Consider the following 26,498-nt stretch of genomic DNA (forward strand, 5'->3'; position numbering starts at 1 on the left):
AACGTAACTATATATTAAATTATGGCGTCGCATTACGAAGCACCTATACGAAAACCCTTAGTACTCGGAAATAAAGGATACCACGATGTAACCGTGGACATTGCTGCTCCGGTAGAAGGGAAGGCCAATAAGCATTGGTGGATTGTATTTTCCATTGCATTAGCGGCATTCCTATGGGGTGTTGGCTGTATTATTTACACGGTATCAACAGGTATCGGTACATGGGGATTGAATAAAACTGTGGGCTGGGCCTGGGATATTACCAACTTTGTTTGGTGGGTAGGTATTGGTCACGCAGGAACATTGATCTCCGCGGTATTATTACTGTTTAGGCAGAAATGGAGAATGGCTATTAACCGTTCTGCTGAGGCGATGACCATATTCTCGGTTATTCAAGCGGGATTGTTTCCTATTATTCACATGGGGCGTCCTTGGTTGGCTTATTGGGTATTGCCTATACCAAATCAATTTGGATCATTGTGGGTAAACTTTAATTCACCTCTGCTTTGGGATGTATTTGCGATATCTACTTACCTTTCAGTTTCCCTTGTTTTCTGGTGGACTGGATTGTTGCCGGATTTCGCCATGATTCGGGATCGAGCGGTAAGACCTTTTCAAAAGAAAATATATAGCTTGATAAGTTTTGGATGGTCAGGGCGTGCCAAGGATTGGCAGCGTTTTGAAGAAGTTTCCTTGGTCTTGGCCGGTTTGGCTACACCATTGGTGCTTTCTGTACATACTATTGTATCCTTTGACTTTGCTACATCGGTTATCCCTGGGTGGCATACAACAATATTTCCACCATATTTCGTTGCTGGGGCTATTTTCTCAGGTTTCGCAATGGTGAATACCTTGTTAATCATCATGAGGAAGGTATGTCATTTGGAATCATATATTACAGTACAACATATAGAGTTGATGAACATAGTTATAATGTTGACTGGTTCTATAGTTGGTTGTGCTTATATTACAGAGTTGTTTATGGCTTGGTATTCCGGAGTTGAATATGAGCAGTATGCCTTCTTAAATAGGGCAACTGGACCTTACTGGTGGGCTTATTGGGCAATGATGACCTGTAACGTGTTCTCTCCGCAGTTTATGTGGTTCAAAAAGCTTAGGACGAGTATTATGTTTTCTTTCTTTATTTCTATCGTGGTAAACATAGGGATGTGGTTCGAAAGGTTTGTAATTATCGTAACTTCATTACACCGAGATTACCTTCCGTCTTCATGGACAATGTTCTCTCCAACTTTTGTGGATATAGGAATTTTTATTGGAACGATAGGATTCTTCTTTGTGTTATTCTTATTGTATGCCAGAACTTTCCCTGTAATTGCTCAGGCAGAGGTGAAGTCTATTTTAAAGTCTTCCGGTGAGAAGTATAAAAAATTGAGGGATGCAGGTAAACCTTTGTATGAAATTACCAAAATGAAAACAGGGGTTAAGGAAAAAGAACCTATCACTGATGATGTTTTGATGGGAGAGGTTGTACCGGCAAAAGGTGATAAGCAAGGTGTTTCTGAACTTTTAGGTACTATAGGAACATTTGATCCTACTTCACAGGAGGCTGATGACTTGAAAAAGATTAAAGGTATAGGGCCTCAAATGGAAGCCACTTTGAATCAAATAGGAATATTTACATTCGCACAGGTGGGACGTATGACCAATAAGGAATACGATCTGTTGGATTCTATTACTGAATCGTTCCCAGGCAGGGCACAAAGAGACGATTGGGCAGGACAAGCAAAGATTTTAAATAATAAGAAATAATTATGGCGTCGAAAGTTATACATGCATTTTATAATGATGACGATGTGCTAATGCATGCTGTTAAAAGGGTAAAAGCGGCGAAGCATCATATAGAGGAGGTTTATTGTCCTTTTCCAGTACATGGTTTGGACAAAGCTATGGGGCTTGCGCCCACAAGGATTGCAATTACATCCTTTATGTATGGATGTGTTGGTCTTGCTGTATCCATTGTGATGATGAATTATATCATGATCCAGGATTGGCCACAGGACATTGGAGGTAAGCCAAGTTTTAGTTATTTGGAGAACATGCCCGCCTTTGTGCCGATCATGTTTGAATTAACGGTATTTTTTGCAGCCCATTTAATGGTAATCACCTTTTACTTAAGAAGTAGATTGTGGCCTTTTAAAGAAGCTGAAAATCCAGATGTGAGAACCACGGATGACCATTTCCTAATGGAAATTGAAATTCATGATAACGAGCAGGAATTGAGGGATTTGTTGATAGATACTGGAGCAGTCGAAATTAATATTACAGAAAAGTAGTCGTAAAAATTATGAATAGTTTTAGCAAAATAGGAGTCTTGTTGGGTTTGGTATTAATAGTTGCTTCTTGTGGAAACAAAAATAGCAGGAACTATCAATACATGCCCAATATGTACGAATCCGTAGGTTATGAGGCCTACCAGAAAGTTGATTTTCTTCCGGATGGCATGGAAGCTGGAATTCCAGCTGAGAATACAGTAGCAAGAGGGTGGATACCTTACGGAATTGAGAATACTATTGAAGGAAAAGAATTGGCACGGTTAAACCCAAGTCCATTGGATTCCTTGAAGCTAGAGGACAATCTAGTTGTAGGTAAGGAGCTCTATGCTATTTATTGTGCCATTTGTCACGGGGACAAGGGAGATGGACAAGGTAACTTGGTGAAAAGGGAAAAAATATTGGGCGTGCCCAGTTATGCAGATGTAGCTAGAAACGTTACAGTTGGAACTACGTACCATACCATATACTATGGATTGAATTCCATGGGGTCCTATGCAGGGCAATTGGATACCGAAGAGCGTTGGAAGGTTTCTGAATACGTGATGAAATTGAAACAAGATTTAACAAAATAAGACCTAGATTTTAGCAATATGTACACTTTTTCAAATAGATTAAAAATTGCTTCCTTCATTTTAATGGCTGTGGGCGTTTTGGGAATTGGTATCGGTTTTATGGCTGCGCCAAGTACTGTAGAAGAGGCAAAGGCCATTGTTGCCGGACACGGTGACGGACATGGCGATGCCCATGCGGTTGCAGAGAGTCATGGTGCCGAAATGGAACACGGGGATGCCCATGATTCATCACATGATGAACATTTGTTGCACCAGTTGCAAAACAAGCCTTGGGCGGCATTATATGTTGCAGCTTTTTTCTTTTTTATGATTGCCTTGGGGGTATTGGCCTTTTACGCTATTCAGCGGGCAGCGCAAGCTGGTTGGTCACCACTGCTCTTTAGGGTAATGGAGGGAATTACGGCCTATTTGGTGCCAGGTGGTATCGTTGTATTTGTAATATTGGCCATGTCCGTAGCCCATATGAATCATTTGTTCGTGTGGATGGATCCAGAAGTGGTCGCACATGATACTTTGTTGCAAGGCAAAGCCGGATTTCTAAATGGGACATTCTTCCTTATTAGGGCTGCGATATTCTTGGGAGGTTGGATCTTATATAGGGAGTATTCCCGTAAGTTGTCCTTGGCTCAAGATGAATCCAATGACGACTCCAATTTTAAATTGAATTTTAGAATTTCTGCAGGCTTTCTGGTCTTCTATTTAATATCTGAGTCCATGATGTCATGGGATTGGATTATGAGTGTAGATCCACACTGGTTCAGTACCTTGTTTGGATGGTATATTTTTGCCAGTATGTTTGTATCTGGAATTACCGTTATTGCGATGGTAACCATTTATCTTAAATCTAGAGGTTATTTGCCAGATGTTAACGATAGCCATATTCATGACTTGGCTAAGTTTATGTTCGGGATGAGTATTTTTTGGACTTATTTATGGTTCTCCCAATTTATGTTGATATGGTATTCCAATATTCCTGAAGAGGTTACTTATTTCGTTACCAGGATAGCCGATTTCAATTTGCCGTTTTTTGGCATGGTGGCCATGAACTTTTTATTCCCTGTACTTTTGCTTATGAATAGTGATTTTAAGAGGACGAATTGGTTCGTGGTAATGACAGGAATCGTGATTTTAGCGGGCCATTATATGGATATTTTTAACGCTATAATGCCTTCGACGGTTGGCGATCAGTGGTATATTGGTATACCTGAAATTGGATCTATTTTATTCTTTGCCGGATTTTTTATATTTTTTGTTTTCAGGGCTTTGACCAAGGCTCCATTACAGCCAAAACGAAATCCGTTTATAGAAGAGAGTAAGCATTTTCATTATTAGTATTTAGTATATAAGTATAATTTCAAATCATACGATGACTCCATTTTTGACCATAGTTGTTTTAGTATTAGTGGCAATTGCAATCTGGCAAATGACCAAGATATTCGAATTGTCACAAATTAGAACCAGCAATTCCCAAGTAGCAAGTGAAACAGATAATAAGTACAATGGGTATTTAATGTTCGCTTTCTTAATCTTCCTTTATGGAATTACCATTTTTAGCTTTTGGAAATATTCTAAAACACTTTTGCCGGAAGCTGCTTCCGAGCATGGTGGGGAGTATGATTCCTTGATGGTAGTTTCTTTTGTGATAATTTTTATTGTTCAAACCTTGACCCAGTTTTTGTTGCATTATTTTGCTTTTAAATATAGAGGGGATGATGGGAAAAAAGCCTTGTTTTATGCCGATAACGATAGATTGGAGTTTATCTGGACGATTATACCTGTTATTGTATTGGCAGGTTTAATCCTGTGGGGGCTATATGCTTGGACCAATATTATGGATATCAATGACGAGGACGATCCCTTAACTATAGAGCTATATGCCCAACAATTTAATTGGACAGCTAGATATGCGGGAAATGATAATGTTTTAGGCGATGCTAACGTTAGAATGATCGATATCGATAAAGCCAATATACTTGGTTTGGACAGTGCAGATCCCAATGCTGTCGATGATATTATTGTTAAGGAATTGCATTTACCAGTAGGACGTAAGGTGAATTTTAAAATGCGTTCACAAGATGTACTTCATTCTGCATATATGCCACATTTTAGGGCTCAGATGAACGTTGTCCCAGGAATGATTACCCAGTTCTCCTTTACACCTATAACGACCACTGAGGAAATGAGGCTTAATCCAGATGTTGTGGATAAAGTAAAACGCATTAACGGAATTAGGGCCGAAAAAGCTTCTAGAGGGATTGAGAATCAGGATCCTTGGGAATTCGATTATATCTTGTTGTGCAACAAAATATGTGGAAAATCCCATTACAATATGCAAATGAAAATTATTGTAGAAACGGAAGAGGAATATAATGCATGGATAGCAAGTCAGAAGACTTTTGGTAAAACCATGGCTTCGGCACAATAATTTAGTCTTTAATAATAATCATAAAAATATTTAAAAATACAACTATGTCTGTAACAGTTCACGCACATGTAGAAGACCATTCAGATGATCACGGACATCATCACAAAGAAACCTTTGTGACGAAGTATATTTTTAGTCAAGATCACAAAATGATTTCCAAGCAGTATCTAATTACTGGACTTATCATGGGATTCATTGGTATTATGATGTCCTTATTGTTCAGGATGCAATTGGCATGGCCTGGAGAATCTTTTGCAATTTTTGAATTTATTTTAGGTAAGTGGGCACCAGGTGGTATAATGGATGCAGATGTTTATTTGGCATTGGTGACCATACATGGAACGATCATGGTATTCTTTGTTTTAACGGCAGGATTAAGTGGTACCTTCAGTAACTTATTAATTCCACTTCAAATTGGAGCTAGGGATATGGCGTCAGGATTTTTGAACATGATTTCATACTGGTTGTTCTTTTTGTCCAGTATAATTATGCTTTCTTCCCTTTTTTTAGAGGCAGGACCAGCGGCTGCAGGATGGACGGTATACCCTCCACTTAGTGCACTTCCAATGGCACAGCCTGGATCTGGTATGGGTATGACGCTATGGTTAGTGTCTATGGCTATATTTATAGCTTCATCTTTATTGGGGTCATTGAATTATATTGTTACCGTAATTAATCTTAGGACCAAGGGAATGTCTATGACTAGACTTCCTTTGACCATTTGGGCATTTTTTGTTACCGCAATTATTGGGGTTATTTCTTTCCCAGTGTTATTGTCAGCAGCCTTACTATTGATTATGGATAGGAGTTTTGGCACATCTTTTTTCTTGTCAGATATTTTTATTCAAGGGGAAGTATTGCATTATCAAGGAGGTTCACCTGTGTTGTACGAGCATTTGTTCTGGTTTTTGGGCCACCCTGAGGTGTATATTGTAATCTTACCTGCAATGGGAATGGTATCCGAAATTATGGCTGTTAATTCGCGTAAACCAATCTTTGGATATAGGGCAATGATTGCCTCCATCTTGGCAATTGCATTCTTGTCCACTATTGTTTGGGGTCACCATATGTTTATTTCGGGAATGAATCCTTTCTTAGGGTCCGTATTTACTTTTACAACCCTATTGATTGCTATTCCATCTGCCGTAAAGGCATTTAACTGGATTACTACCTTGTGGAAAGGTAACCTTCAATTAAATCCGGGGATGTTATTTTCTATAGGTATGGTTTCTACCTTTATTTCTGGTGGTTTAACTGGGATTATTCTTGGAGATAGTACCTTGGATATTAATGTCCATGATACATACTTTGTAATAGCCCACTTCCATCTGGTGATGGGAATATCAGCACTTTATGGATTGTTTGCCGGTGTTTACCATTGGTTCCCTAAGATGTTCGGTAAAATGATGAGCAAGAACTTGGGTTATATACATTTTTGGATAACAGCCGTTTGTTCTTACGGTGTTTTCTTTCCAATGCATTTTGTTGGAATGGCAGGGGTACCACGTAGGTATTATGAGAACACTGCGTTCCCGATGTTTGATGATTTAACTGATATTCAGGTCTTAATGACTGTCTTTGCAATTATAGCGGCAGCAGCTCAGTTAGTTTTTGCCTTTAATTTTATTAGAAGTATTTTCTACGGAAGTAAAGCTGTTCAGAACCCATGGAAATCTACTAGCTTGGAATGGACTACACCAGTAGAACATATCCATGGAAACTGGCCTGGAGCAATTCCAGAAGTTCACCGCTGGCCGTATGACTATAGCAAAACTGATGAGAACGGAGAATATATAATTCCGGGACAGGATTTTGTCCCTCAGACCTTACCATTATTTGAGGGTGAGGAGGAAATGCAGCATTAATATCTTGAAAGTAACAAAATTTGGAAGTCCGTCTCTAAGATGGACTTTTTTTGTATCTTCCATTTACATATCGGAATTATGGCGAGTAAATACCATATGCGTTCATTAATTATTGGCAGTAATAAAACAGCTTAAGTTTTAGTTTTTTTGAAGTGGTGTATTGTTTATTTTAAATCATTTATGGTGAGACATTTTTTATTATTTTTTATGTTAACGGTAAGCTGCGTAGTCTATTCCCAGCGGAAACCTAAAATTAAAGGCAATAAGAATGTTATTGAGGTTAGGGAGACCTTGCCTCCATTTAATGCCATAGAGTTAAATGATGATCTTGATATCGTCTTGCAAGCTGCTTCTACAGAAGAATATATAATAGAAGCCGACGATAACCTAATGGACGTTTTAAAGTTTAGGGTAGAGAATGAAACACTTGTAATTAGTTCCTATTATAAAATAACCTCCAAGCGAAAGCTGAATATAACAGTAAATTTTGTTCAATTATACCATATAACTGCCCATGCGGGCAATATCGTTGTGAAGAATCGATTTTCAACCGATTTTCTCGAGGTGAGCACTTTCGACTCGGGCAGGGTAGAAATTGATGTTGACGCCGATGAATTGGTGGTTAAAATGCAAGGAAATAGTAGAGGTAATTTTAAGGTAGATTCTGATACTTTAAATATATCCTTAATGGATAAGGCAGATTTAAAGTTGTTCGGGGTCATGGAAACTACTGTTTTGGATATGAAACAAAATTCCGATGCCGATCTGGAAGGATTTACAAATGAATTAGTAGTGCATTTATTTGATAATTCTGACCTCAAAGCAAGGCGTTTGGAGGCAGAAACGGTGCAGGCTAATTTGGAAGGCGGTTCATCAGCCGAAGTTTTAGCTAAAACTGCGGTTGATCTAAATTCCAAAGGATCGGCCAAGACCTTTGTATATGGTGAGGGCAGAATTAATTTGGAAGAATTTCAAGATACCTCGGAACTCTATAGGCGCAAGAATTAACGACTTATTGGGGCTGTTAAGCAATGGTCCGGAATTCCAAATCCATCTACTAAAACCTCAATATGTGGTCTGAACTCGGAGCTTAACCTTTCCACTCGTTGCCGTATTGCCTTAGATTTGGTCCCTCCCAAATATCCCTGTTCCAGAAACCAAGATGCATCTTCACGAATTTCTGATAATGCGAAGAGGCAACCTAATTTCAGGAATAGTTGTTTGTTCTTGCTGTCTTCGATGGTTTCCGTAAACTGTAAAAAGGTATTATAGGCCAATTCACAGCTATAGGCCTTTCCCAGAGCCAATAAATGGGTCTGTACTTTTAAGAAAGCCTGATAGGATGGGACCCCTTTCTTAATGTAATCTCTGATTCGCATGGCTACGGAATAGGTTAATCTTCTAGTTCTGTAATCAAAGGCATGTTTGTGGAATTTTGGATTGTATAAATGTTCTTTGTCCACTTTGTTGGCATACATAGGATTTATGGTGACCAATTTATCGCTTATTTGAGTACCCAATAGTTTAAGTACGGCAGAAAATCCACCGCTGTTCAATTCTGAATTAAAATCGGACATGATACCCTTGGCGGCCAATTGTAAAAGCACTGTATTATCCCCTTCGAAGGTGGTAAATATATCCACATCTGCCTTTAGATCGGCTATTCTGTTTTCCAGTAGATACCCTTTTCCCCCACATGCTTCCCGGCATTCTTGAATGGTCTCGTTGGAGAACCAAGTTATTATGGCCTTTAGCCCGGCAACCTGGGTTTCTATTTTTCGTTTATCGGTGATACTTTCATCACTGTAGATTTTCATTAATGAATCCAATGTCACCTGATATACATAGGACTTGGCAATAGCCGGTGTAAGTCTAAGTTGATGGGATGGGTAGTCCATAATCAAATCCTCTTGAACTTTTACATTGTCGTTAAATTGCCTTCTGTGAAGGGCGTATTTCACGGCAATGGCTAGGGCCATTTTTGCACCGCTTAAAGCTCCCTTGGCCACACAGATCCGTCCTCCTACCAGGGTGCCCAGCATGGTGAAAAAGCGCTTGTTCGGGTTTTTTATTTCGGAATAATAACTGCCGTCCGGTTTAATGTCTCCGTATTTGTTTAAAAGATTTTCACGGGGGACCTTAACTTGGTCAAACCAAATTTTCCCATTGTCAACACCATTGAGACCTAGTTTATGACCATTGTCTTCAATACGTACACCTGGCATTAAACGGTGTTCATTGTCCCTTATTGGTACTATTATGGCATGGACTCCATGGTTTTGTCCTCCAACGATCAATTGGGCAAACACAGTGGCCATTGTGCCGTGTAACGCATTCCCAATATATTCCTTATTGTCATTTTTGCCTGGCGTATGGATGGTGATGTTATCCTTATCCAAATTGTACGTTGCAGTCGTTTTTACACCTCTTACATTAGATCCATGACCTGTTTCTGTCATGGCAAAACATCCAAGCAACTTGGCTTTTCCGATTTCTGTTAAATAGAGGTCATGATGTTTTTTAGTGCCCAACTTCTCCACACTGCCTCCAAATAGTCCAAACTGTACTCCAAACTTTACTGTAAGACTGCCGTCTACATACATCAGGTTTTCAAAAATTGAGGCATACAACAACATATTGTTTGTACCTCCATAGGGCTCGGGGTAAGCAATGGCACCATAGCCTTCTTTGGCCAAATACTGTACCTGAGATAATACTTTCTCCCTAAAAATTTCTTTGTTCTTAATTACCTCCCAGGAGAAGATAGGATGCTTTAAGGTCTCTCTAAATTCATTTAGTTCATGGCTGAAATTACCCTTAAATAATTCATCTATTTCTCTTGGGTCATAATAATCTGAGGTTTTTTCCGGCACTACTTCCACGTCAAATAAATGGTGGTAATGATTGGGTTGTATCCCTAGGTTTATTTCTATGGCCGACAAATTTTCATTGAAAACATGTGCTGATTCATTTTGAAGTATCAATTTCTTGCTAAAGGAGGTTAGGGGATGGTTATCGCCCTCCACTAATTTAACACCAGAATTGGATATGGTATGCTGCCAAGACTTCATTTCCGCCGCACTTGGTGGATTAGCCGTGTTAAGCCAGTTGTTTAGGGTTTCCCTGTCATTATTGGAAAGGTGTTGGTCCTCTTCAATTATCTTCTTTACGACTGCAATTTCAGAAACTGTCAATAGGTCATCGGACCAGATTACAAAAAAGAAGGGTATATATTGTAGTATGCTGGTTGGATATTTGGTCTTTATCATACTATGAATTTACATTATTTTTTATTCAATTTTCATATACCCTACAGGATTATGAAAAATTTGGGAATCGATTTAAGCAGGGGGGATACCTCAATTCTTAAAATTTGGTTTCATTTAAAAACTATCTCTATTTCCACTATCTTTGTTGGTGTATGAATGAGAACCTAGATCCAACAGCCAATAATTTTTCCAACGAAGAAGTTGATATTGAAAGGGCGTTACGTCCCATTTCATTTGACGATTTTACAGGGCAAGAACAAGTGCTGGAGAATCTGAAGATATTTGTGCAGGCTGCCAATTTGAGAGGAGAAGCCTTAGATCATACTTTGTTCCATGGCCCTCCAGGTCTAGGAAAAACAACCTTGGCCCATATCTTGGCGAATGAATTGGGGGTGGGGATTAAAATGACCTCCGGTCCTGTTTTGGATAAGCCAGGAGATCTGGCCGGATTATTGACCAATTTGGATGAACGGGATGTATTGTTTATTGATGAGATCCATAGATTAAGTCCAATTGTAGAAGAGTATCTGTATTCAGCTATGGAGGATTATAAAATCGACATAATGATAGAATCTGGTCCCAATGCCAGATCGGTTCAGATTAATCTGAACCCTTTTACCTTGATTGGCGCTACTACTCGCTCTGGTTTGTTAACGGCCCCTATGAGGGCACGTTTTGGGATTCAGAGTAGACTGCAATATTATTCTACTGAATTGCTTTCAACTATAGTGGAACGAAGTGCCGAAATTCTGAAAACACCAATTACCCAACAAGCGGCCATTGAAATAGCAGGAAGAAGTAGGGGAACTCCCAGAATATGTAATGCCCTTTTAAGAAGGGTCCGCGATTTTGCCCAAATTAAAGGAAATGGAAAAATCGACATAGAGATTTCGCAATTTAGCCTCAAGGCGTTAAATGTAGATGCCCACGGATTGGATGAAATGGATAATAAGATTTTGACTACTATTATAGATAAGTTTAAAGGAGGGCCTGTAGGAATATCAACTTTGGCAACTGCTGTGTCCGAAAGTGCCGAAACCATAGAGGAGGTATATGAACCCTTTTTAATACAACAAGGGTTTATAATGCGTACTCCTCGAGGTAGAGAGGTAACGGAATTGGCTTATAGGCATTTGGGGAGAATAAAGGGCGCAATCCAAGGGGGTCTTTTTTGATTAGGTCACAGCCTGCTAAAAATCTATGTTCCCTATCGGAAATCCCATTTTAAATGAACAATTTGAAGTTAGTTTCTAGGTTCCAAGTCTTAAAAAATGCAAGGAGAATCCTAAAAAATCCTTTACCCTTTCATCATGAAAATTTTGAGGCCCATGGGGATAGTTTTAAAGTGCAATTGAGTACAAAGGAAATAGTTCTTTTTACTAGAAGCCCGGGTTTAATAAAATACATACTTCAAAAACAGCATAAGAATTTTGAAAAATCCCCGTTGCAAACTGTGGATTTGGCCAAGTATATTGGTCATGGTATTTTAACATCTAATGGAGAGCATTGGAGGACCCACAGGCGAATGGTGCAACCCGCCTTTCATAAGAAAAAACTCCATAATTTAATGGGGGTCATTAGAAAGGCCATAATTACGGAACTAAAGCGAATAAAACCCAATAGTGAACAGGATGTTTTTCCACTTATGGGCGATCTTGCATTTCAGGTGGTGGCAAAGGCACTTTTTAGTAGTTCGGACATTAGGGAAAGAATGGCACGCTTAAAGCAAATAACGGAGGCCAATCAACGTATGTTGATAAGAGAAATGCGGCAGCCTTACCTAAAATGGTGGTACAACTTTAATGGTAAGATAGACCGACACTTAAAAATGGCCGCAGAAGGCAAGCAGCTGCTTTTGGAAATTATTGAAGAACGTAGAAAATCTGGATTCGAGATAGACGACTTACTGGATATGTTGCTTAAAGCACAATATGAGGACGGCTCGCCTATGTCCGATGGGCAATTGTTGGATGAAGTATTGATTCTTTTTACTGCTGGGCATGAAACCACGGCAAACGCTCTAAGTTTTACGCTTTTTCTTTTGGCCAAGCATCCAGAAATTCAGGAACAAGTTTATGACGAGGTTTCCAAGGTAAATCTAGGAGATGCCAATGTTGACCTTATGCAAGAGGTTATGCAGCTTCATTGTGTTAATCATTGTGTCGAGGAGGCGTTAAGATTATATCCACCAGCCTATGTTATTGATAGGATTGCCACGGAAGACGAGTCTTTTGAGGGAATCGTTCTGCCCAAAGATAGCATGGTACTTATGTCCATTTATGAATTACATCGCTATAATGATTTTTGGGAAAAGCCATCTGAGTTTATTCCCAGCCGTTTTAGAGGTATGGATAAAAAGGATTATGGGGACTATTATTATCCGTTTGGGCTTGAACACAAAGGGTACAATAATGTGGTCAATGGTACTGAATACAACTATAAAACGTACCAAGGTCAAGAAATCTCGAAAGAGCTCGGTTACAATATGCTTGAATTTAAGTATAGGCATTATGACCCTGCAATTGCTAGATTTGTTGCTGTTGACCCTTTAGCTAGTAAATATCCTTATAACTCTACATATGCTTTTCAGGAAAATAAACTTGGTTTAGGTGTTGAACTTGAGGGATTAGAACTTGTATATAGAAAAGGAACTGACCCAAAGTTTAAAACACAATTTGCTAAAACTGTTAAGTTTATGAACAGTAAAGGCACTTCTGGGAAAATGGCAGTATTGAATGAATCAGGAAGAACCGAATTAGTTGATAACACAGGAAAAGGGTCTTTTTATAGACCAAGTGAGGGAGCAATTTACTTTGACCCAACGGCAGCAGTTGAGACAGATGAAGGACATATTTTATCTCCTGCTACTGTATTAGACCACGAAATTGACCACGCTTTACAGGATAAAGAAAATCCAGGTCAGTTTAAAAATGATATTGACCCAATTGAAGGTTATGACCCTGCGTATGACACTAAAGAAGAGAAAAGAGTTATAACAACTTCAGAACAAGTAACGGCTAAAAAGCACGGCGAAATAAATAAAGGAGAAGTCACAAGGACTAATCACAATGGAACAGTAATGGATGTTACCGACCCTACGTCAACTAAAAATGCTACTCAAAGAGCAAATCAATTAGAAGAAGTAATAATAACTGTTCCTAAAAAGAAAGAAAATGGGCAGAACTAAAAAAAATAAAATAGGAATATTGTTTTTTGCTGTACTGATAATTACTTTAGCCTGTAACAATGCGAAAAATAAAGATACCGCAAAAATAATAAGTAAAGAAGATAATGTTATTGAGCTAATAATATTATATGAAAATTTGACTACTCAAACTTTTACACGTGTTGCCTGTAATGAATTAGAGCAAATATTTGATAAAGTTTTGAAGAAAAAGATACTTAAAGACAAGAGTAGTATAAGTGAAATTACTGAATCAATTGATAGAACCGTACGACAAGGAAACTATACAGAGAATATTGATGTACGATTTAAAATGATATTGATTTATCAATCTAAAAAAAGTGATACCATTTGTGGTAACGGAAGTGTAATTAGTGTAAAGAACAAAAATTACAGGATTGATAAAGATTTTACAAATCTCTTAAAAAATTTAACCGATACGGAATAAGTAACATAAGACCACCTTTAACGAGGTGGTTTTTTTATGCTCTAAAGTGAAGCTACATTTTTATTAAAGAAATCCTTAAACTTTTTAGAGGTCAGCATTTTATCAATCATCTTAAAGATAATGGCTCTATCATCAGTATCAAGTTCAGAAATCAAACGCAACTGTTCTTGTGCTTGCTTATCTTCTATAACAACTTCTTTAGGCAAACCATCATTAAGGTTAATCACTTGGTCAACCTTAATATTATAAAACTCTGCAAGTCGCTGTAACTCTTTTACAGAAATCTCACGATTACCATTCTCAATCTTATTGTAGTTGGAATAACCAATATCAAGAGCGTTAGCAACTTCTTTTTGTCGAAGCTCTTTATCTTCTCTTAATTTTTTAATGTTATCAGCTAAACTCATATAAATCTGTATTAGAAGTTGTAAAAGTAGCGAAAAACGATATAAATATGAAATATTAGTGAAATAGTAAATTATTAATGTTCGATAAAAGAAATATAATTGTATTTTTGAAGTATCGAAAATCGAATAAAATAGTTTTACTATGCTCAACACAACTAATCCAAACAACTACGAATACACTACAAAATATCTTGAAATCCACATTCTGGGAGGAATCAAAATCAACAAGTTAGAGAGTTTACGAATAACCATAAGCGTACAGAAACCAAAAGAGTATAATGTTTTAAGGCACTCAATAGATTTATACAACGATAACCAAATAGAAAAGTTTACTCGAAAGATTGCAGAACGCTTGGAAATTGGAACAAGTGTAGCACGTAGAACGTTACAAGATTTAACCAGAGAATTAGAGAATTACAGATTTTTATTGATTGAAGAATACGAGAAACAGCACCAACCCTATTTTAAGGAACTCACAGGAACAGAGGAAAAACAAGCCATTACATTTTTAAAGAAACCCAATCTACTAAAGCGAACCAATGAACTTATAGGAAAGTCTGGAGTAATCGGAGAAGAACACAACAGACAAACGATGTTTTTAATCTTCACGAGCAGAAAGACAAATAATCCATTGCATTGCATCAGCTTGGGAAGTTCCGGAGTTGGCAAGACGCATTTACAAAGTAAAGTATCGGAACTTATCCCGGAAGAAGACAAAATCGAAATCACGGTCTTATCTGCCAACGCTTTTTATTACTTCAACAGAACAGAATTACAACACAAACTTATTTTAATAGAAGATTTAGACGGAGCGGAAAGCGTACTCTATCCACTTCGGGAACTGCAATCTAAAAAACGCATTACAAAAACAGTCGTGCATAAAGACACCAAAGGAACGACCAAAACCATACATCTAACGGTTGAAGGTCCTGTAAGTGTTGCAGGTTGCACCACTCGCGAAAGTATTTACGAAGATAACTCAAATAGAAACTTCCTTTTGTATATCGATGAAAGCGAAGAACAAGACCAAAAAATAATGGATTACCAGCGGAGAGCCTCCGCAGGCAAATTAAATGAGCAGGACGAAACCCAATCAAGAGAATTACTAAAAAACGTACAGCGAATTTTAAAGCCAATAAAAGTAATCAATCCTTTTGCAGAATATCTGGAACTGCCGAAATCAGTTTTTAAACCAAGACGAACCAACTCACACTATTTACAATTTATTGAAGTCGTTACATTTTACAAGCAATACCAAAGGGAAAAGCAATACGATACCGAAACAGGAGAAGAATTTATAGAAACCACGATTGAGGATATTGAAGAAGCCAACGAGCTTATACAAGAGGTTTTACTACGAAAAAGTGATTTACTCAATGGAGCTTGCAGACAATTTTTTGAAAGCCTCAAGGCTTATTTAACAAAAGAGAATCAGACAACTTTTACGAATGCTGAAATCCGTAGAGTTTTACGAGTAAATCCAAGCAACCAAAAACGATATATGTTGCAATTACAATTAGCGGAACTCATACAGAAAGCCAAAGGAAATAAGCGAAAAGGTTATGTATATGAAATCGTAAACTATGATGATTACGAAACCACGAACAAGCAAATAAAAGACCTATTGCAGAGCATTATCAATAGGTTAAGAAGTTCAAATGGTTCATAATAGTTCAATCAGTAAAATGGACTAATAACATAACTGAAAATCAACAACTTAAATAAGTAGTTCACAAAATCCCAAAAAACACATACCGAAGTGAAAAAATTAAAGCTACAAAACGAGGTATTTAAAATGTTCGTTGCCAATTATAAAGAATGGTTGGACATCTTGGGTTATGCAGAAAGTACAGTCTATCAATTACCAAATCATTTACAAGAGTTCTTTTATTATGTTGAAAAGCAGAACATCAAAAAGCTAACAGACATCACGCCAAAAACAATAAAGGAATATTACAGCGAACTGAAGGAAAGAGCCAACGAACGAACAAGCGGAAGTTTAAGTAAAAGCTATCTCAACAAACACCAACAAGCTCTAAAAAAGTTCAAGGAATATTTACAGAACCACAACTATAACGACTTTAATGTTCATCTAAAAAGCGAAACCAATCCAACAGAAGAAAAGATAAATATATTGACCCAAGACGAAATAAAGGAACTCTTTGAAGCAACAGAATTAAGTCATACAGAAAGTCGATTTAGATTAAGAGATAAAGCCATTTTAGCAATATTATATAGTTGTGGATTACGAAGAAATGAAGCAGTACATCTGGATTTAAGCGACATCTATTTTGATAAGGAAAGAGTATTTGTTAGAAAAGGGAAAAATTACAAAGAACGATTTATACCAATCAACAGAAAGAATGCAGAAATATTGGAAGATTACATTTTTGAAGCTCGACCAGAATTTTATCAATCCAATTTAAGTGAAGCTTTGTTTATCAATAAGAACGGAACACGAATGCAAGGAATGAGTTTTGCCAATCGATTAAAAGTAATTGTAATAGCTACGAATAATAAAAATATAGAAGAAAAACATATTACACTTCACATTTTAAGACACTCAATAGCAACACATTTATTACAGCGAGAAGTACCATTAGAAAGCATCAAAACCTTTTTAGGACATAGCAGTTTAGAAAGCACTCAAATCTATACACACTTACTTAAAACACTTGAAGATGAAACCATATAGCGAATTTTTAGAACAGCAGAATTACAGCAAAACCACAATCAAGGTTTACACTACGGAAATACAAAGCTTTATAAAATGGTGCAACAGAAATAGTACAACAGCAACCGAAATCGATTATAAAAATTGTCTGAAATACATAAAATATCTTACTCGAAAAGGAACGACCAAAAAGACAATAAACCACAGATTACGAACCGTAAAAATTTACTTTAATTACTTAATTGATGAAGCTTGTAGAAGTGATAATCCAATCGAGAATACAACTATAAAAGGCGTGAAAAGAACAGTCAATTACAACTTACTTGAAGCTGATGAATTAGAGGATTTATATTATAGTTTTGAAACGGATAAATATCAAGAAGAATATCACAAGTACACTTTAAAAAGAGCAAAGGTAATTATTGGATTAATCGTTTATCAAGGCTTAAATACAACAGATTTAGGCAACTTAAAAATAGAACATTTACAACTCTCAAAAGGAAAGATTTATGTTCCAAGTGCCAAACGAAGTAACGCCAGGGAACTGGAATTAAAACCTTGGCAAATAATGGAGTTTATGGAATACCTGAACGAAGTTCGGCCAACAATCCAAGACAGACTGCAAAACCATAGCGAACAGCTTTTTCCAACGAATGCACGTTTTAACTCAATCGTTTATCACATCTTTAAAAAGTTAAAAAAGTACAATCAAAAAGCAGAAAATATAAAACAGATTAGAGCATCAGTAATTACAAATTGGTTAGGTCAATATAATTTAAGAAAGGTGCAATATTTAGCTGGACATCGTTACATAAGTTCAACCGAAAGATACTTGCAAGATGACTTGGAAAACCTGCACGAAATAGTAAATAATTTTCATCCAATTAGCTAAAAGAAAATAATATCAAACTTGATATCACAATTTGTGACATCAAGTTGTTATTTTTGTCAAATATTTATAATAAATGAGCAACAAATTAATCATACCAGACGAAGTAGTTATCAGTAAGATTTACTATATAAGGGACCAAAAAGTAATGTTAGATAGTGATTTAGCAGAACTTTACGAAGTAGAAACAAGAGTTTTAAATCAACAAGTAAAAAGAAATATAGATAGGTTTCCTGATGATTTTATGTTCCAGTTAACCGAAATTGAATGGGAAACTTTGAAGTCGCAAAATGCGACACCAAGTTGGGGAGGAAGAAGAAAATTACCTTATGTATTTACGGAACACGGTGTACTGATGTTGTCGAGTGCTATAAATAGCAAAAAAGCGATTGCAGTTAATATCCAAATAATGAGGATTTTTACCAAGTTACGTGAAATGCTAACAGATAATTTAAGTTTAAAACTTGATGTTGAAGAAATCAAAAAGAAGTTAACAAATCACTCTAAAAATATTGAACTGGTCTTTAATTATTTGGATGAATTAATTGATAAGAAAGATAACGAAAAGCCAAGAACGAAAATAGGTTACAAAAAGGATAGAAAGTAAAATCCCCACAAAACAAAATCCAACTTTATCATACTTCAAAAACCTTTGTATTTTGTTTTGTTCCGCTCGCCAACGCTAAATGTAATTTTTGGTTGCCGAAAAAACCCGCACACAGCACATTACTTTTTTAAGGAAAATCAGTTGTTTAAATAAAGTTAGGATCCTTAAAAAAGTAAAGAGCTGTTCCCAACGCTCACACCAAAAATTACCCAAAGCAAAGTTACATAATAGTAGTTATAATACTTCCCTTTTTGTAGCCTTATCAGGCGCATATTATTCGGGCGATAGTTATAACTGCTATTATGTAAAATGTCCGCTCATCCAACGCTCAAATCCGAACTGAACAACAAACTTTGGAACTAAAAAGCTGAACGCACTATCGTTTGTCTCATTCCAATAACAGTTGAAAATCCAACGCTTCGCCAACCTCTTTTTCAACTATTATCGGAACGTTTTGCACTTCAGACAAAACGTTTTGAAAACTGGCGGAACAGAGGCGGAAAAAAGCGTTGGAGTTCCGTTGGTTTTTAAAATGGAACAACTGAAAGGCGTTAGTATTTACAATCTTTTATAATCAAATCTAAAAACTTCAATCCAAGTTTAAAACCGAGCGTCGGAAGTCAGGCGAAAGGGAGTATTTTACATAATTTACATTATAACTTACGGCTTTGGTTTTTTAAGCGTGGACGAAGTCGGCAGTATTATAATGCCAATTATGTAACATATCGAGGAAAAGGAAGCAAGGAATATACAGAGGTTTTTGAAGAATGAAAATACTGGATATTACTTGCGTGGCAATTACTCAAAAGTTTATATATTGTAGGTTCAATGGGATGCACCAAACTTAAATATCAAAATTTTTCTTTTTTAGAGATAGTACACTCTGAAAAAAGGGTGTCCGAAGAAAAAAAACGCATAAACTATTATCCATTTGGGCTTGAACACAAAGGGTACAATAATGTGGTCAATGGTACTGAATACAACTATAAAACGTACCAAGGTCAAGAAATCTCGAAAGAGCTCGGTTACAATATGCTTGAATTTAAGTATAGGCATTATGACCCTGCAATTGCTAGATTTGTTGCTGTTGACCCTTTAGCTAGTAAATATCCTTATAACTCTACATATGCTTTTCAGGAAAATAAACTTGGTTTAGGTGTTGAACTTGAGGGATTAGAACTTGTATATAGAAAAGGAACTGACCCAAAGTTTAAAACACAATTTGCTAAAACTGTTAAGTTTATGAACAGTAAAGGCACTTCTGGGAAAATGGCAGTATTGAATGAATCAGGAAGAACCGAATTAGTTGATAACACAGGAAAAGGGTCTTTTTATAGACCAAGTGAGGGAGCAATTTACTTTGACCCAACGGCAGCAGTTGAGACAGATGAAGGACATATTTTATCTCCTGCTACTGTATTAGACCACGAAATTGACCACGCTTTACAGGATAAAGAAAATCCAGGTCAGTTTAAAAATGATATTGACCCAATTGAAGGTTATGACCCTGCGTATGACACTAAAGAAGAGAAAAGAGTTATAACAACTTCAGAACAAGTAACGGCTAAAAAGCACGGCGAAATAAATAAAGGAGAAGTCACAAGGACTAATCACAATGGAACAGTAATGGATGTTACCGACCCTACGTCAACTAAAAATGCTACTCAAAGAGCAAATCAATTAGAAGAAGTAATAATAACTGTTCCTAAAAAGAAAGAAAATGGGCAGAACTAAAAAAAATAAAATAGGAATATTGTTTTTTGCTGTACTGATAATTACTTTAGCCTGTAACAATGCGAAAAATAAAGATACCGCAAAAATAATAAGTAAAGAAGATAATGTTATTGAGCTAATAATATTATATGAAAATTTGACTACTCAAACTTTTACACGTGTTGCCTGTAATGAATTAGAGCAAATATTTGATAAAGTTTTGAAGAAAAAGATACTTAAAGACAAGAGTAGTATAAGTGAAATTACTGAATCAATTGATAGAACCGTACGACAAGGAAACTATACAGAGAATATTGATGTACGATTTAAAATGATATTGATTTATCAATCTAAAAAAAGTGATACCATTTGTGGTAACGGAAGTGTAATTAGTGTAAAGAACAAAAATTACAGGATTGATAAAGATTTTACAAATCTCTTAAAAAATTTAACCGATACGGAATAAGTAACATAAGACCACCTTTAACGAGGTGGTTTTTTTATGCTCTAAAGTGAAGCTACATTTTTATTAAAGAAATCCTTAAACTTTTTAGAGGTCAGCATTTTATCAATCATCTTAAAGATAATGGCTCTATCATCAGTATCAAGTTCAGAAATCAAACGCAACTGTTCTTGTGCTTGCTTATCTTCTATAACAACTTCTTTAGGCAAACCATCATTAAGGTTAATCACTTGGTCAACCTTAATATTATAAAACTCTGCAAGTCGCTGTAACTCTTTTACAGAAATCTCACGATTACCATTCTCAATCTTATTGTAGTTGGAATAACCAATATCAAGAGCGTTAGCAACTTCTTTTTGTCGAAGCTCTTTATCTTCTCTTAATTTTTTAATGTTATCAGCTAAACTCATATAAATCTGTATTAGAAGTTGTAAAAGTAGCGAAAAACGATATAAATATGAAATATTAGTGAAATAGTAAATTATTAATGTTCGATAAAAGAAATATAATTGTATTTTTGAAGTATCGAAAATCGAATAAAATAGTTTTACTATGCTCAACACAACTAATCCAAACAACTACGAATACACTACAAAATATCTTGAAATCCACATTCTGGGAGGAATCAAAATCAACAAGTTAGAGAGTTTACGAATAACCATAAGCGTACAGAAACCAAAAGAGTATAATGTTTTAAGGCACTCAATAGATTTATACAACGATAACCAAATAGAAAAGTTTACTCGAAAGATTGCAGAACGCTTGGAAATTGGAACAAGTGTAGCACGTAGAACGTTACAAGATTTAACCAGAGAATTAGAGAATTACAGATTTTTATTGATTGAAGAATACGAGAAACAGCACCAACCCTATTTTAAGGAACTCACAGGAACAGAGGAAAAACAAGCCATTACATTTTTAAAGAAACCCAATCTACTAAAGCGAACCAATGAACTTATAGGAAAGTCTGGAGTAATCGGAGAAGAACACAACAGACAAACGATGTTTTTAATCTTCACGAGCAGAAAGACAAATAATCCATTGCATTGCATCAGCTTGGGAAGTTCCGGAGTTGGCAAGACGCATTTACAAAGTAAAGTATCGGAACTTATCCCGGAAGAAGACAAAATCGAAATCACGGTCTTATCTGCCAACGCTTTTTATTACTTCAACAGAACAGAATTACAACACAAACTTATTTTAATAGAAGATTTAGACGGAGCGGAAAGCGTACTCTATCCACTTCGGGAACTGCAATCTAAAAAACGCATTACAAAAACAGTCGTGCATAAAGACACCAAAGGAACGACCAAAACCATACATCTAACGGTTGAAGGTCCTGTAAGTGTTGCAGGTTGCACCACTCGCGAAAGTATTTACGAAGATAACTCAAATAGAAACTTCCTTTTGTATATCGATGAAAGCGAAGAACAAGACCAAAAAATAATGGATTACCAGCGGAGAGCCTCCGCAGGCAAATTAAATGAGCAGGACGAAACCCAATCAAGAGAATTACTAAAAAACGTACAGCGAATTTTAAAGCCAATAAAAGTAATCAATCCTTTTGCAGAATATCTGGAACTGCCGAAATCAGTTTTTAAACCAAGACGAACCAACTCACACTATTTACAATTTATTGAAGTCGTTACATTTTACAAGCAATACCAAAGGGAAAAGCAATACGATACCGAAACAGGAGAAGAATTTATAGAAACCACGATTGAGGATATTGAAGAAGCCAACGAGCTTATACAAGAGGTTTTACTACGAAAAAGTGATTTACTCAATGGAGCTTGCAGACAATTTTTTGAAAGCCTCAAGGCTTATTTAACAAAAGAGAATCAGACAACTTTTACGAATGCTGAAATCCGTAGAGTTTTACGAGTAAATCCAAGCAACCAAAAACGATATATGTTGCAATTACAATTAGCGGAACTCATACAGAAAGCCAAAGGAAATAAGCGAAAAGGTTATGTATATGAAATCGTAAACTATGATGATTACGAAACCACGAACAAGCAAATAAAAGACCTATTGCAGAGCATTATCAATAGGTTAAGAAGTTCAAATGGTTCATAATAGTTCAATCAGTAAAATGGACTAATAACATAACTGAAAATCAACAACTTAAATAAGTAGTTCACAAAATCCCAAAAAACACATACCGAAGTGAAAAAATTAAAGCTACAAAACGAGGTATTTAAAATGTTCGTTGCCAATTATAAAGAATGGTTGGACATCTTGGGTTATGCAGAAAGTACAGTCTATCAATTACCAAATCATTTACAAGAGTTCTTTTATTATGTTGAAAAGCAGAACATCAAAAAGCTAACAGACATCACGCCAAAAACAATAAAGGAATATTACAGCGAACTGAAGGAAAGAGCCAACGAACGAACAAGCGGAAGTTTAAGTAAAAGCTATCTCAACAAACACCAACAAGCTCTAAAAAAGTTCAAGGAATATTTACAGAACCACAACTATAACGACTTTAATGTTCATCTAAAAAGCGAAACCAATCCAACAGAAGAAAAGATAAATATATTGACCCAAGACGAAATAAAGGAACTCTTTGAAGCAACAGAATTAAGTCATACAGAAAGTCGATTTAGATTAAGAGATAAAGCCATTTTAGCAATATTATATAGTTGTGGATTACGAAGAAATGAAGCAGTACATCTGGATTTAAGCGACATCTATTTTGATAAGGAAAGAGTATTTGTTAGAAAAGGGAAAAATTACAAAGAACGATTTATACCAATCAACAGAAAGAATGCAGAAATATTGGAAGATTACATTTTTGAAGCTCGACCAGAATTTTATCAATCCAATTTAAGTGAAGCTTTGTTTATCAATAAGAACGGAACACGAATGCAAGGAATGAGTTTTGCCAATCGATTAAAAGTAATTGTAATAGCTACGAATAATAAAAATATAGAAGAAAAACATATTACACTTCACATTTTAAGACACTCAATAGCAACACATTTATTACAGCGAGAAGTACCATTAGAAAGCATCAAAACCTTTTTAGGACATAGCAGTTTAGAAAGCACTCAAATCTATACACACTTACTTAAAACACTTGAAGATGAAACCATATAGCGAATTTTTAGAACAGCAGAATTACAGCAAAACCACAATCAAGGTTTACACTACGGAAATACAAAGCTTTATAAAATGGTGCAACAGAAATAGTACAACAGCAACCGAAATCGATTATAAAAATTGTCTGAAATACATAAAATATCTTACTCGAAAAGGAACGACCAAAAAGACAATAAACCACAGATTACGAACCGTAAAAATTTACTTTAATTACTTAATTGATGAAGCTTGTAGAAGTGATAATCCAATCGAGAATACAACTATAAAAGGCGTGAAAAGAACAGTCAATTACAACTTACTTGAAGCTGATGAATTAGAGGATTTATATTATAGTTTTGAAACGGATAAATATCAAGAAGAATATCACAAGTACACTTTAAAAAGAGCAAAGGTAATTATTGGATTAATCGTTTATCAAGGCTTAAATACAACAGATTTAGGCAACTTAAAAATAGAACATTTACAACTCTCAAAAGGAAAGATTTATGTTCCAAGTGCCAAACGAAGTAACGCCAGGGAACTGGAATTAAAACCTTGGCAAATAATGGAGTTTATGGAATACCTGAACGAAGTTCGGCCAACAATCCAAGACAGACTGCAAAACCATAGCGAACAGCTTTTTCCAACGAATGCACGTTTTAACTCAATCGTTTATCACATCTTTAAAAAGTTAAAAAAGTACAATCAAAAAGCAGAAAATATAAAACAGATTAGAGCATCAGTAATTACAAATTGGTTAGGTCAATATAATTTAAGAAAGGTGCAATATTTAGCTGGACATCGTTACATAAGTTCAACCGAAAGATACTTGCAAGATGACTTGGAAAACCTGCACGAAATAGTAAATAATTTTCATCCAATTAGCTAAAAGAAAATAATATCAAACTTGATATCACAATTTGTGACATCAAGTTGTTATTTTTGTCAAATATTTATAATAAATGAGCAACAAATTAATCATACCAGACGAAGTAGTTATCAGTAAGATTTACTATATAAGGGACCAAAAAGTAATGTTAGATAGTGATTTAGCAGAACTTTACGAAGTAGAAACAAGAGTTTTAAATCAACAAGTAAAAAGAAATATAGATAGGTTTCCTGATGATTTTATGTTCCAGTTAACCGAAATTGAATGGGAAACTTTGAAGTCGCAAAATGCGACACCAAGTTGGGGAGGAAGAAGAAAATTACCTTATGTATTTACGGAACACGGTGTACTGATGTTGTCGAGTGCTATAAATAGCAAAAAAGCGATTGCAGTTAATATCCAAATAATGAGGATTTTTACCAAGTTACGTGAAATGCTAACAGATAATTTAAGTTTAAAACTTGATGTTGAAGAAATCAAAAAGAAGTTAACAAATCACTCTAAAAATATTGAACTGGTCTTTAATTATTTGGATGAATTAATTGATAAGAAAGATAACGAAAAGCCAAGAACGAAAATAGGTTACAAAAAGGATAGAAAGTAAAATCCCCACAAAACAAAATCCAACTTTATCATACTTCAAAAACCTTTGTATTTTGTTTTGTTCCGCTCGCCAACGCTAAATGTAATTTTTGGTTGCCGAAAAAACCCGCACACAGCACATTACTTTTTTAAGGAAAATCAGTTGTTTAAATAAAGTTAGGATCCTTAAAAAAGTAAAGAGCTGTTCCCAACGCTCACACCAAAAATTACCCAAAGCAAAGTTACATAATAGTAGTTATAATACTTCCCTTTTTGTAGCCTTATCAGGCGCATATTATTCGGGCGATAGTTATAACTGCTATTATGTAAAATGTCCGCTCATCCAACGCTCAAATCCGAACTGAACAACAAACTTTGGAACTAAAAAGCTGAACGCACTATCGTTTGTCTCATTCCAATAACAGTTGAAAATCCAACGCTTCGCCAACCTCTTTTTCAACTATTATCGGAACGTTTTGCACTTCAGACAAAACGTTTTGAAAACTGGCGGAACAGAGGCGGAAAAAAGCGTTGGAGTTCCGTTGGTTTTTAAAATGGAACAACTGAAAGGCGTTAGTATTTACAATCTTTTATAATCAAATCTAAAAACTTCAATCCAAGTTTAAAACCGAGCGTCGGAAGTCAGGCGAAAGGGAGTATTTTACATAATTTACATTATAACTTACGGCTTTGGTTTTTTAAGCGTGGACGAAGTCGGCAGTATTATAATGCCAATTATGTAACATATCGAGGAAAAGGAAGCAAGGAATATACAGAGGTTTTTGAAGAATGAAAATACTGGATATTACTTGCGTGGCAATTACTCAAAAGTTTATATATTGTAGGTTCAATGGGATGCACCAAACTTAAATATCAAAATTTTTCTTTTTTAGAGATAGTACACTCTGAAAAAAGGGTGTCCGAAGAAAAAAAACGCATAAACTATTATCCATTTGGGGCGGGTCCTAGAATGTGTGTGGGTAATAATTTTGCTATGGCTGAGATGATCATAGCTATAGCGGAAATTGTGAAGAAATTTCAAATTTCCAGTTCCTTGGCAAGCGTAGAGATTAACCCGCTAATTTCTCTGAAGCCAAAGTGTGTACCTTTACTCTTTAAAGAAAGATAAT

At 35.9% G+C, this 26,498-nt stretch carries 24 protein-coding genes; 21 read left to right on the forward strand and 3 right to left on the reverse strand.

The window, feature by feature from the left end; all coding sequences use genetic code 11:
- Window positions 1–21 precede the first annotated feature (21 nt).
- The 7 genes from nrfD (at window position 22) to CWD90_RS18820 (ending at window position 8,164) form a co-directional block, all read left to right on the forward strand.
- A complete protein-coding gene (nrfD, locus tag CWD90_RS18790) occupies window positions 22–1,770 on the forward strand; it encodes an NrfD/PsrC family molybdoenzyme membrane anchor subunit (RefSeq protein WP_103477615.1) in 1,749 nt (582 codons plus the stop codon).
- A gap of 2 nt (window positions 1,771–1,772) precedes the next feature.
- Window positions 1,773–2,294 (forward strand): DUF3341 domain-containing protein, encoded by a 522-nt coding sequence (locus CWD90_RS18795; protein ID WP_103477616.1) that lies wholly within the window; start codon window positions 1,773–1,775, stop codon window positions 2,292–2,294.
- Window positions 2,295–2,305: 11 nt separating this feature from the next.
- Window positions 2,306–2,866: a c-type cytochrome gene (locus CWD90_RS18800; protein WP_103477617.1), complete on the forward strand. Its 561-nt coding sequence runs from the start codon at window positions 2,306–2,308 to the stop codon at window positions 2,864–2,866.
- Between the two features lie 18 nt (window positions 2,867–2,884).
- On the forward strand, window positions 2,885–4,198 hold the full coding sequence (locus CWD90_RS18805; protein WP_103477618.1) for a quinol:cytochrome C oxidoreductase: 1,314 nt from the start codon (window positions 2,885–2,887) through the stop codon (window positions 4,196–4,198).
- Window positions 4,199–4,232: 34 nt separating this feature from the next.
- Complete coding sequence (locus CWD90_RS18810) at window positions 4,233–5,291, forward strand: cytochrome c oxidase subunit II (RefSeq protein ID WP_103477619.1); 1,059 nt, start codon at window positions 4,233–4,235, stop codon at window positions 5,289–5,291.
- Window positions 5,292–5,335: 44 nt separating this feature from the next.
- Window positions 5,336–7,156: a cytochrome c oxidase subunit I gene (locus CWD90_RS18815; protein WP_103477620.1), complete on the forward strand. Its 1,821-nt coding sequence runs from the start codon at window positions 5,336–5,338 to the stop codon at window positions 7,154–7,156.
- A gap of 207 nt (window positions 7,157–7,363) precedes the next feature.
- The gene (locus CWD90_RS18820; protein WP_157941274.1) at window positions 7,364–8,164 is read left to right on the forward strand and encodes a GIN domain-containing protein; all 801 of its coding nucleotides are present in this window, start codon (window positions 7,364–7,366) and stop codon (window positions 8,162–8,164) included.
- On the opposite strand, the gene CWD90_RS18825 is transcribed toward CWD90_RS18820, so the two are convergent.
- A complete protein-coding gene (locus CWD90_RS18825; RefSeq protein WP_103477622.1) occupies window positions 8,161–10,425 on the reverse strand; it encodes an acyl-CoA dehydrogenase family protein in 2,265 nt (754 codons plus the stop codon). The two genes, CWD90_RS18820 and CWD90_RS18825, sit on opposite strands and share 4 nt — an antisense overlap.
- Before the next feature lie 152 nt (window positions 10,426–10,577).
- On the opposite strand from CWD90_RS18825, the gene ruvB reads away from it, so the two are divergent.
- From ruvB to CWD90_RS18840, 3 genes are read left to right on the forward strand one after another with little or no spacing between them, the layout of a single operon-like run.
- On the forward strand, window positions 10,578–11,600 hold the full coding sequence (gene ruvB, locus CWD90_RS18830; RefSeq protein ID WP_103477623.1) for a Holliday junction branch migration DNA helicase RuvB: 1,023 nt from the start codon (window positions 10,578–10,580) through the stop codon (window positions 11,598–11,600).
- Window positions 11,601–11,653: 53 nt separating this feature from the next.
- Window positions 11,654–13,612: a cytochrome P450 gene (locus tag CWD90_RS18835; RefSeq protein WP_103477624.1), complete on the forward strand. Its 1,959-nt coding sequence runs from the start codon at window positions 11,654–11,656 to the stop codon at window positions 13,610–13,612.
- On the forward strand, window positions 13,599–14,057 hold the full coding sequence (locus tag CWD90_RS18840) for a hypothetical protein (protein WP_103477625.1): 459 nt from the start codon (window positions 13,599–13,601) through the stop codon (window positions 14,055–14,057). Before CWD90_RS18835 ends, CWD90_RS18840 begins: the two co-directional genes overlap by 14 nt.
- Window positions 14,058–14,098: 41 nt before the next feature.
- Here the strand turns inward: CWD90_RS18840 and CWD90_RS18845 are convergent, their stop codons facing one another.
- A complete protein-coding gene (locus tag CWD90_RS18845; RefSeq protein ID WP_103477626.1) occupies window positions 14,099–14,464 on the reverse strand; it encodes a helix-turn-helix domain-containing protein in 366 nt (121 codons plus the stop codon).
- 142 nt (window positions 14,465–14,606) lie between these two features.
- Between CWD90_RS18845 and CWD90_RS18850 the strand changes: the two genes are divergently transcribed.
- The 6 genes from CWD90_RS18850 (at window position 14,607) to CWD90_RS18875 (ending at window position 20,813) form a co-directional block, all read left to right on the forward strand.
- Window positions 14,607–16,133, forward strand: coding sequence for a hypothetical protein (locus CWD90_RS18850; RefSeq protein WP_103477627.1), 1,527 nt, complete (start codon window positions 14,607–14,609; stop codon window positions 16,131–16,133).
- Window positions 16,134–16,223: 90 nt separating this feature from the next.
- Complete coding sequence (locus tag CWD90_RS18855) at window positions 16,224–17,159, forward strand: tyrosine-type recombinase/integrase (RefSeq protein ID WP_157941275.1); 936 nt, start codon at window positions 16,224–16,226, stop codon at window positions 17,157–17,159.
- Entirely contained in the window at window positions 17,146–18,030 is an 885-nt protein-coding gene (locus CWD90_RS18860) for a tyrosine-type recombinase/integrase (protein ID WP_103477629.1), read from the forward strand. Before CWD90_RS18855 ends, CWD90_RS18860 begins: the two co-directional genes overlap by 14 nt.
- Before the next feature lie 73 nt (window positions 18,031–18,103).
- The gene (locus CWD90_RS18865) at window positions 18,104–18,634 is read left to right on the forward strand and encodes an ORF6N domain-containing protein (RefSeq protein WP_103477630.1); all 531 of its coding nucleotides are present in this window, start codon (window positions 18,104–18,106) and stop codon (window positions 18,632–18,634) included.
- Between the two features lie 828 nt (window positions 18,635–19,462).
- Window positions 19,463–20,368: an RHS repeat-associated core domain-containing protein gene (locus CWD90_RS18870; RefSeq protein WP_103477631.1), complete on the forward strand. Its 906-nt coding sequence runs from the start codon at window positions 19,463–19,465 to the stop codon at window positions 20,366–20,368.
- The gene (locus CWD90_RS18875; RefSeq protein ID WP_103477625.1) at window positions 20,355–20,813 is read left to right on the forward strand and encodes a hypothetical protein; all 459 of its coding nucleotides are present in this window, start codon (window positions 20,355–20,357) and stop codon (window positions 20,811–20,813) included. The genes CWD90_RS18870 and CWD90_RS18875 overlap by 14 nt, the downstream gene beginning before the upstream one ends.
- 41 nt (window positions 20,814–20,854) lie before the next feature.
- Here the strand turns inward: CWD90_RS18875 and CWD90_RS18880 are convergent, their stop codons facing one another.
- Window positions 20,855–21,220: a helix-turn-helix domain-containing protein gene (locus tag CWD90_RS18880; RefSeq protein WP_103477626.1), complete on the reverse strand. Its 366-nt coding sequence runs from the start codon at window positions 21,218–21,220 to the stop codon at window positions 20,855–20,857.
- A 142-nt stretch (window positions 21,221–21,362) separates the two neighbouring features.
- Between CWD90_RS18880 and CWD90_RS18885 the strand changes: the two genes are divergently transcribed.
- From CWD90_RS18885 to CWD90_RS18905, 5 genes are all read left to right on the forward strand, one after another.
- Window positions 21,363–22,889, forward strand: a complete 1,527-nt coding sequence (locus tag CWD90_RS18885) for a hypothetical protein (RefSeq protein WP_103477627.1) — start codon at window positions 21,363–21,365, stop codon at window positions 22,887–22,889.
- Between the two features lie 90 nt (window positions 22,890–22,979).
- A complete protein-coding gene (locus CWD90_RS18890; protein ID WP_157941275.1) occupies window positions 22,980–23,915 on the forward strand; it encodes a tyrosine-type recombinase/integrase in 936 nt (311 codons plus the stop codon).
- Window positions 23,902–24,786, forward strand: coding sequence for a tyrosine-type recombinase/integrase (locus CWD90_RS18895; protein ID WP_103477629.1), 885 nt, complete (start codon window positions 23,902–23,904; stop codon window positions 24,784–24,786). The genes CWD90_RS18890 and CWD90_RS18895 overlap by 14 nt, the downstream gene beginning before the upstream one ends.
- A gap of 73 nt (window positions 24,787–24,859) precedes the next feature.
- The gene (locus CWD90_RS18900; RefSeq protein WP_103477630.1) at window positions 24,860–25,390 is read left to right on the forward strand and encodes an ORF6N domain-containing protein; all 531 of its coding nucleotides are present in this window, start codon (window positions 24,860–24,862) and stop codon (window positions 25,388–25,390) included.
- Between the two features lie 828 nt (window positions 25,391–26,218).
- Window positions 26,219–26,497 carry a cytochrome P450 gene (locus tag CWD90_RS18905; protein WP_103477632.1) on the forward strand — a complete coding sequence of 93 codons (279 nt, stop codon included), beginning with the start codon at window positions 26,219–26,221 and terminating at the stop codon, window positions 26,495–26,497.
- The last annotated feature ends 1 nt before the right edge of the window (window position 26,498 follow it).

The organism is Arenibacter catalasegens (assembly GCF_002909235.1).
GTDB classification, from domain to species: Bacteria; Bacteroidota; Bacteroidia; order Flavobacteriales; family Flavobacteriaceae; genus Arenibacter; species Arenibacter catalasegens.

What these genes read in the sequence shown, in the direction of transcription:
- nrfD (WP_103477615.1), top strand. Translation starts at nt 22, where the DNA reads ATGGCGTCGCATTACGAAGCACCTATACGAAAACCCTTAGTACTCGGA.
- CWD90_RS18795 (WP_103477616.1), top strand. Translation starts at nt 1,773, where the DNA reads ATGGCGTCGAAAGTTATACATGCATTTTATAATGATGACGATGTGCTA.
- CWD90_RS18800 (WP_103477617.1), top strand. Translation starts at nt 2,306, where the DNA reads ATGAATAGTTTTAGCAAAATAGGAGTCTTGTTGGGTTTGGTATTAATA.
- CWD90_RS18805 (WP_103477618.1), top strand. Translation starts at nt 2,885, where the DNA reads ATGTACACTTTTTCAAATAGATTAAAAATTGCTTCCTTCATTTTAATG.
- CWD90_RS18810 (WP_103477619.1), top strand. Translation starts at nt 4,233, where the DNA reads ATGACTCCATTTTTGACCATAGTTGTTTTAGTATTAGTGGCAATTGCA.
- CWD90_RS18815 (WP_103477620.1), top strand. Translation starts at nt 5,336, where the DNA reads ATGTCTGTAACAGTTCACGCACATGTAGAAGACCATTCAGATGATCAC.
- CWD90_RS18820 (WP_157941274.1), top strand. Translation starts at nt 7,364, where the DNA reads ATGTTAACGGTAAGCTGCGTAGTCTATTCCCAGCGGAAACCTAAAATT.
- CWD90_RS18825 (WP_103477622.1), bottom strand. Translation starts at nt 10,425, where the DNA reads ATGATAAAGACCAAATATCCAACCAGCATACTACAATATATACCCTTC.
- ruvB (WP_103477623.1), top strand. Translation starts at nt 10,578, where the DNA reads ATGAATGAGAACCTAGATCCAACAGCCAATAATTTTTCCAACGAAGAA.
- CWD90_RS18835 (WP_103477624.1), top strand. Translation starts at nt 11,654, where the DNA reads ATGAACAATTTGAAGTTAGTTTCTAGGTTCCAAGTCTTAAAAAATGCA.
- CWD90_RS18840 (WP_103477625.1), top strand. Translation starts at nt 13,599, where the DNA reads ATGGGCAGAACTAAAAAAAATAAAATAGGAATATTGTTTTTTGCTGTA.
- CWD90_RS18845 (WP_103477626.1), bottom strand. Translation starts at nt 14,464, where the DNA reads ATGAGTTTAGCTGATAACATTAAAAAATTAAGAGAAGATAAAGAGCTT.
- CWD90_RS18850 (WP_103477627.1), top strand. Translation starts at nt 14,607, where the DNA reads ATGCTCAACACAACTAATCCAAACAACTACGAATACACTACAAAATAT.
- CWD90_RS18860 (WP_103477629.1), top strand. Translation starts at nt 17,146, where the DNA reads ATGAAACCATATAGCGAATTTTTAGAACAGCAGAATTACAGCAAAACC.
- CWD90_RS18865 (WP_103477630.1), top strand. Translation starts at nt 18,104, where the DNA reads ATGAGCAACAAATTAATCATACCAGACGAAGTAGTTATCAGTAAGATT.
- CWD90_RS18870 (WP_103477631.1), top strand. Translation starts at nt 19,463, where the DNA reads ATGGGATGCACCAAACTTAAATATCAAAATTTTTCTTTTTTAGAGATA.
- CWD90_RS18875 (WP_103477625.1), top strand. Translation starts at nt 20,355, where the DNA reads ATGGGCAGAACTAAAAAAAATAAAATAGGAATATTGTTTTTTGCTGTA.
- CWD90_RS18880 (WP_103477626.1), bottom strand. Translation starts at nt 21,220, where the DNA reads ATGAGTTTAGCTGATAACATTAAAAAATTAAGAGAAGATAAAGAGCTT.
- CWD90_RS18885 (WP_103477627.1), top strand. Translation starts at nt 21,363, where the DNA reads ATGCTCAACACAACTAATCCAAACAACTACGAATACACTACAAAATAT.
- CWD90_RS18895 (WP_103477629.1), top strand. Translation starts at nt 23,902, where the DNA reads ATGAAACCATATAGCGAATTTTTAGAACAGCAGAATTACAGCAAAACC.
- CWD90_RS18900 (WP_103477630.1), top strand. Translation starts at nt 24,860, where the DNA reads ATGAGCAACAAATTAATCATACCAGACGAAGTAGTTATCAGTAAGATT.
- CWD90_RS18905 (WP_103477632.1), top strand. Translation starts at nt 26,219, where the DNA reads ATGGGATGCACCAAACTTAAATATCAAAATTTTTCTTTTTTAGAGATA.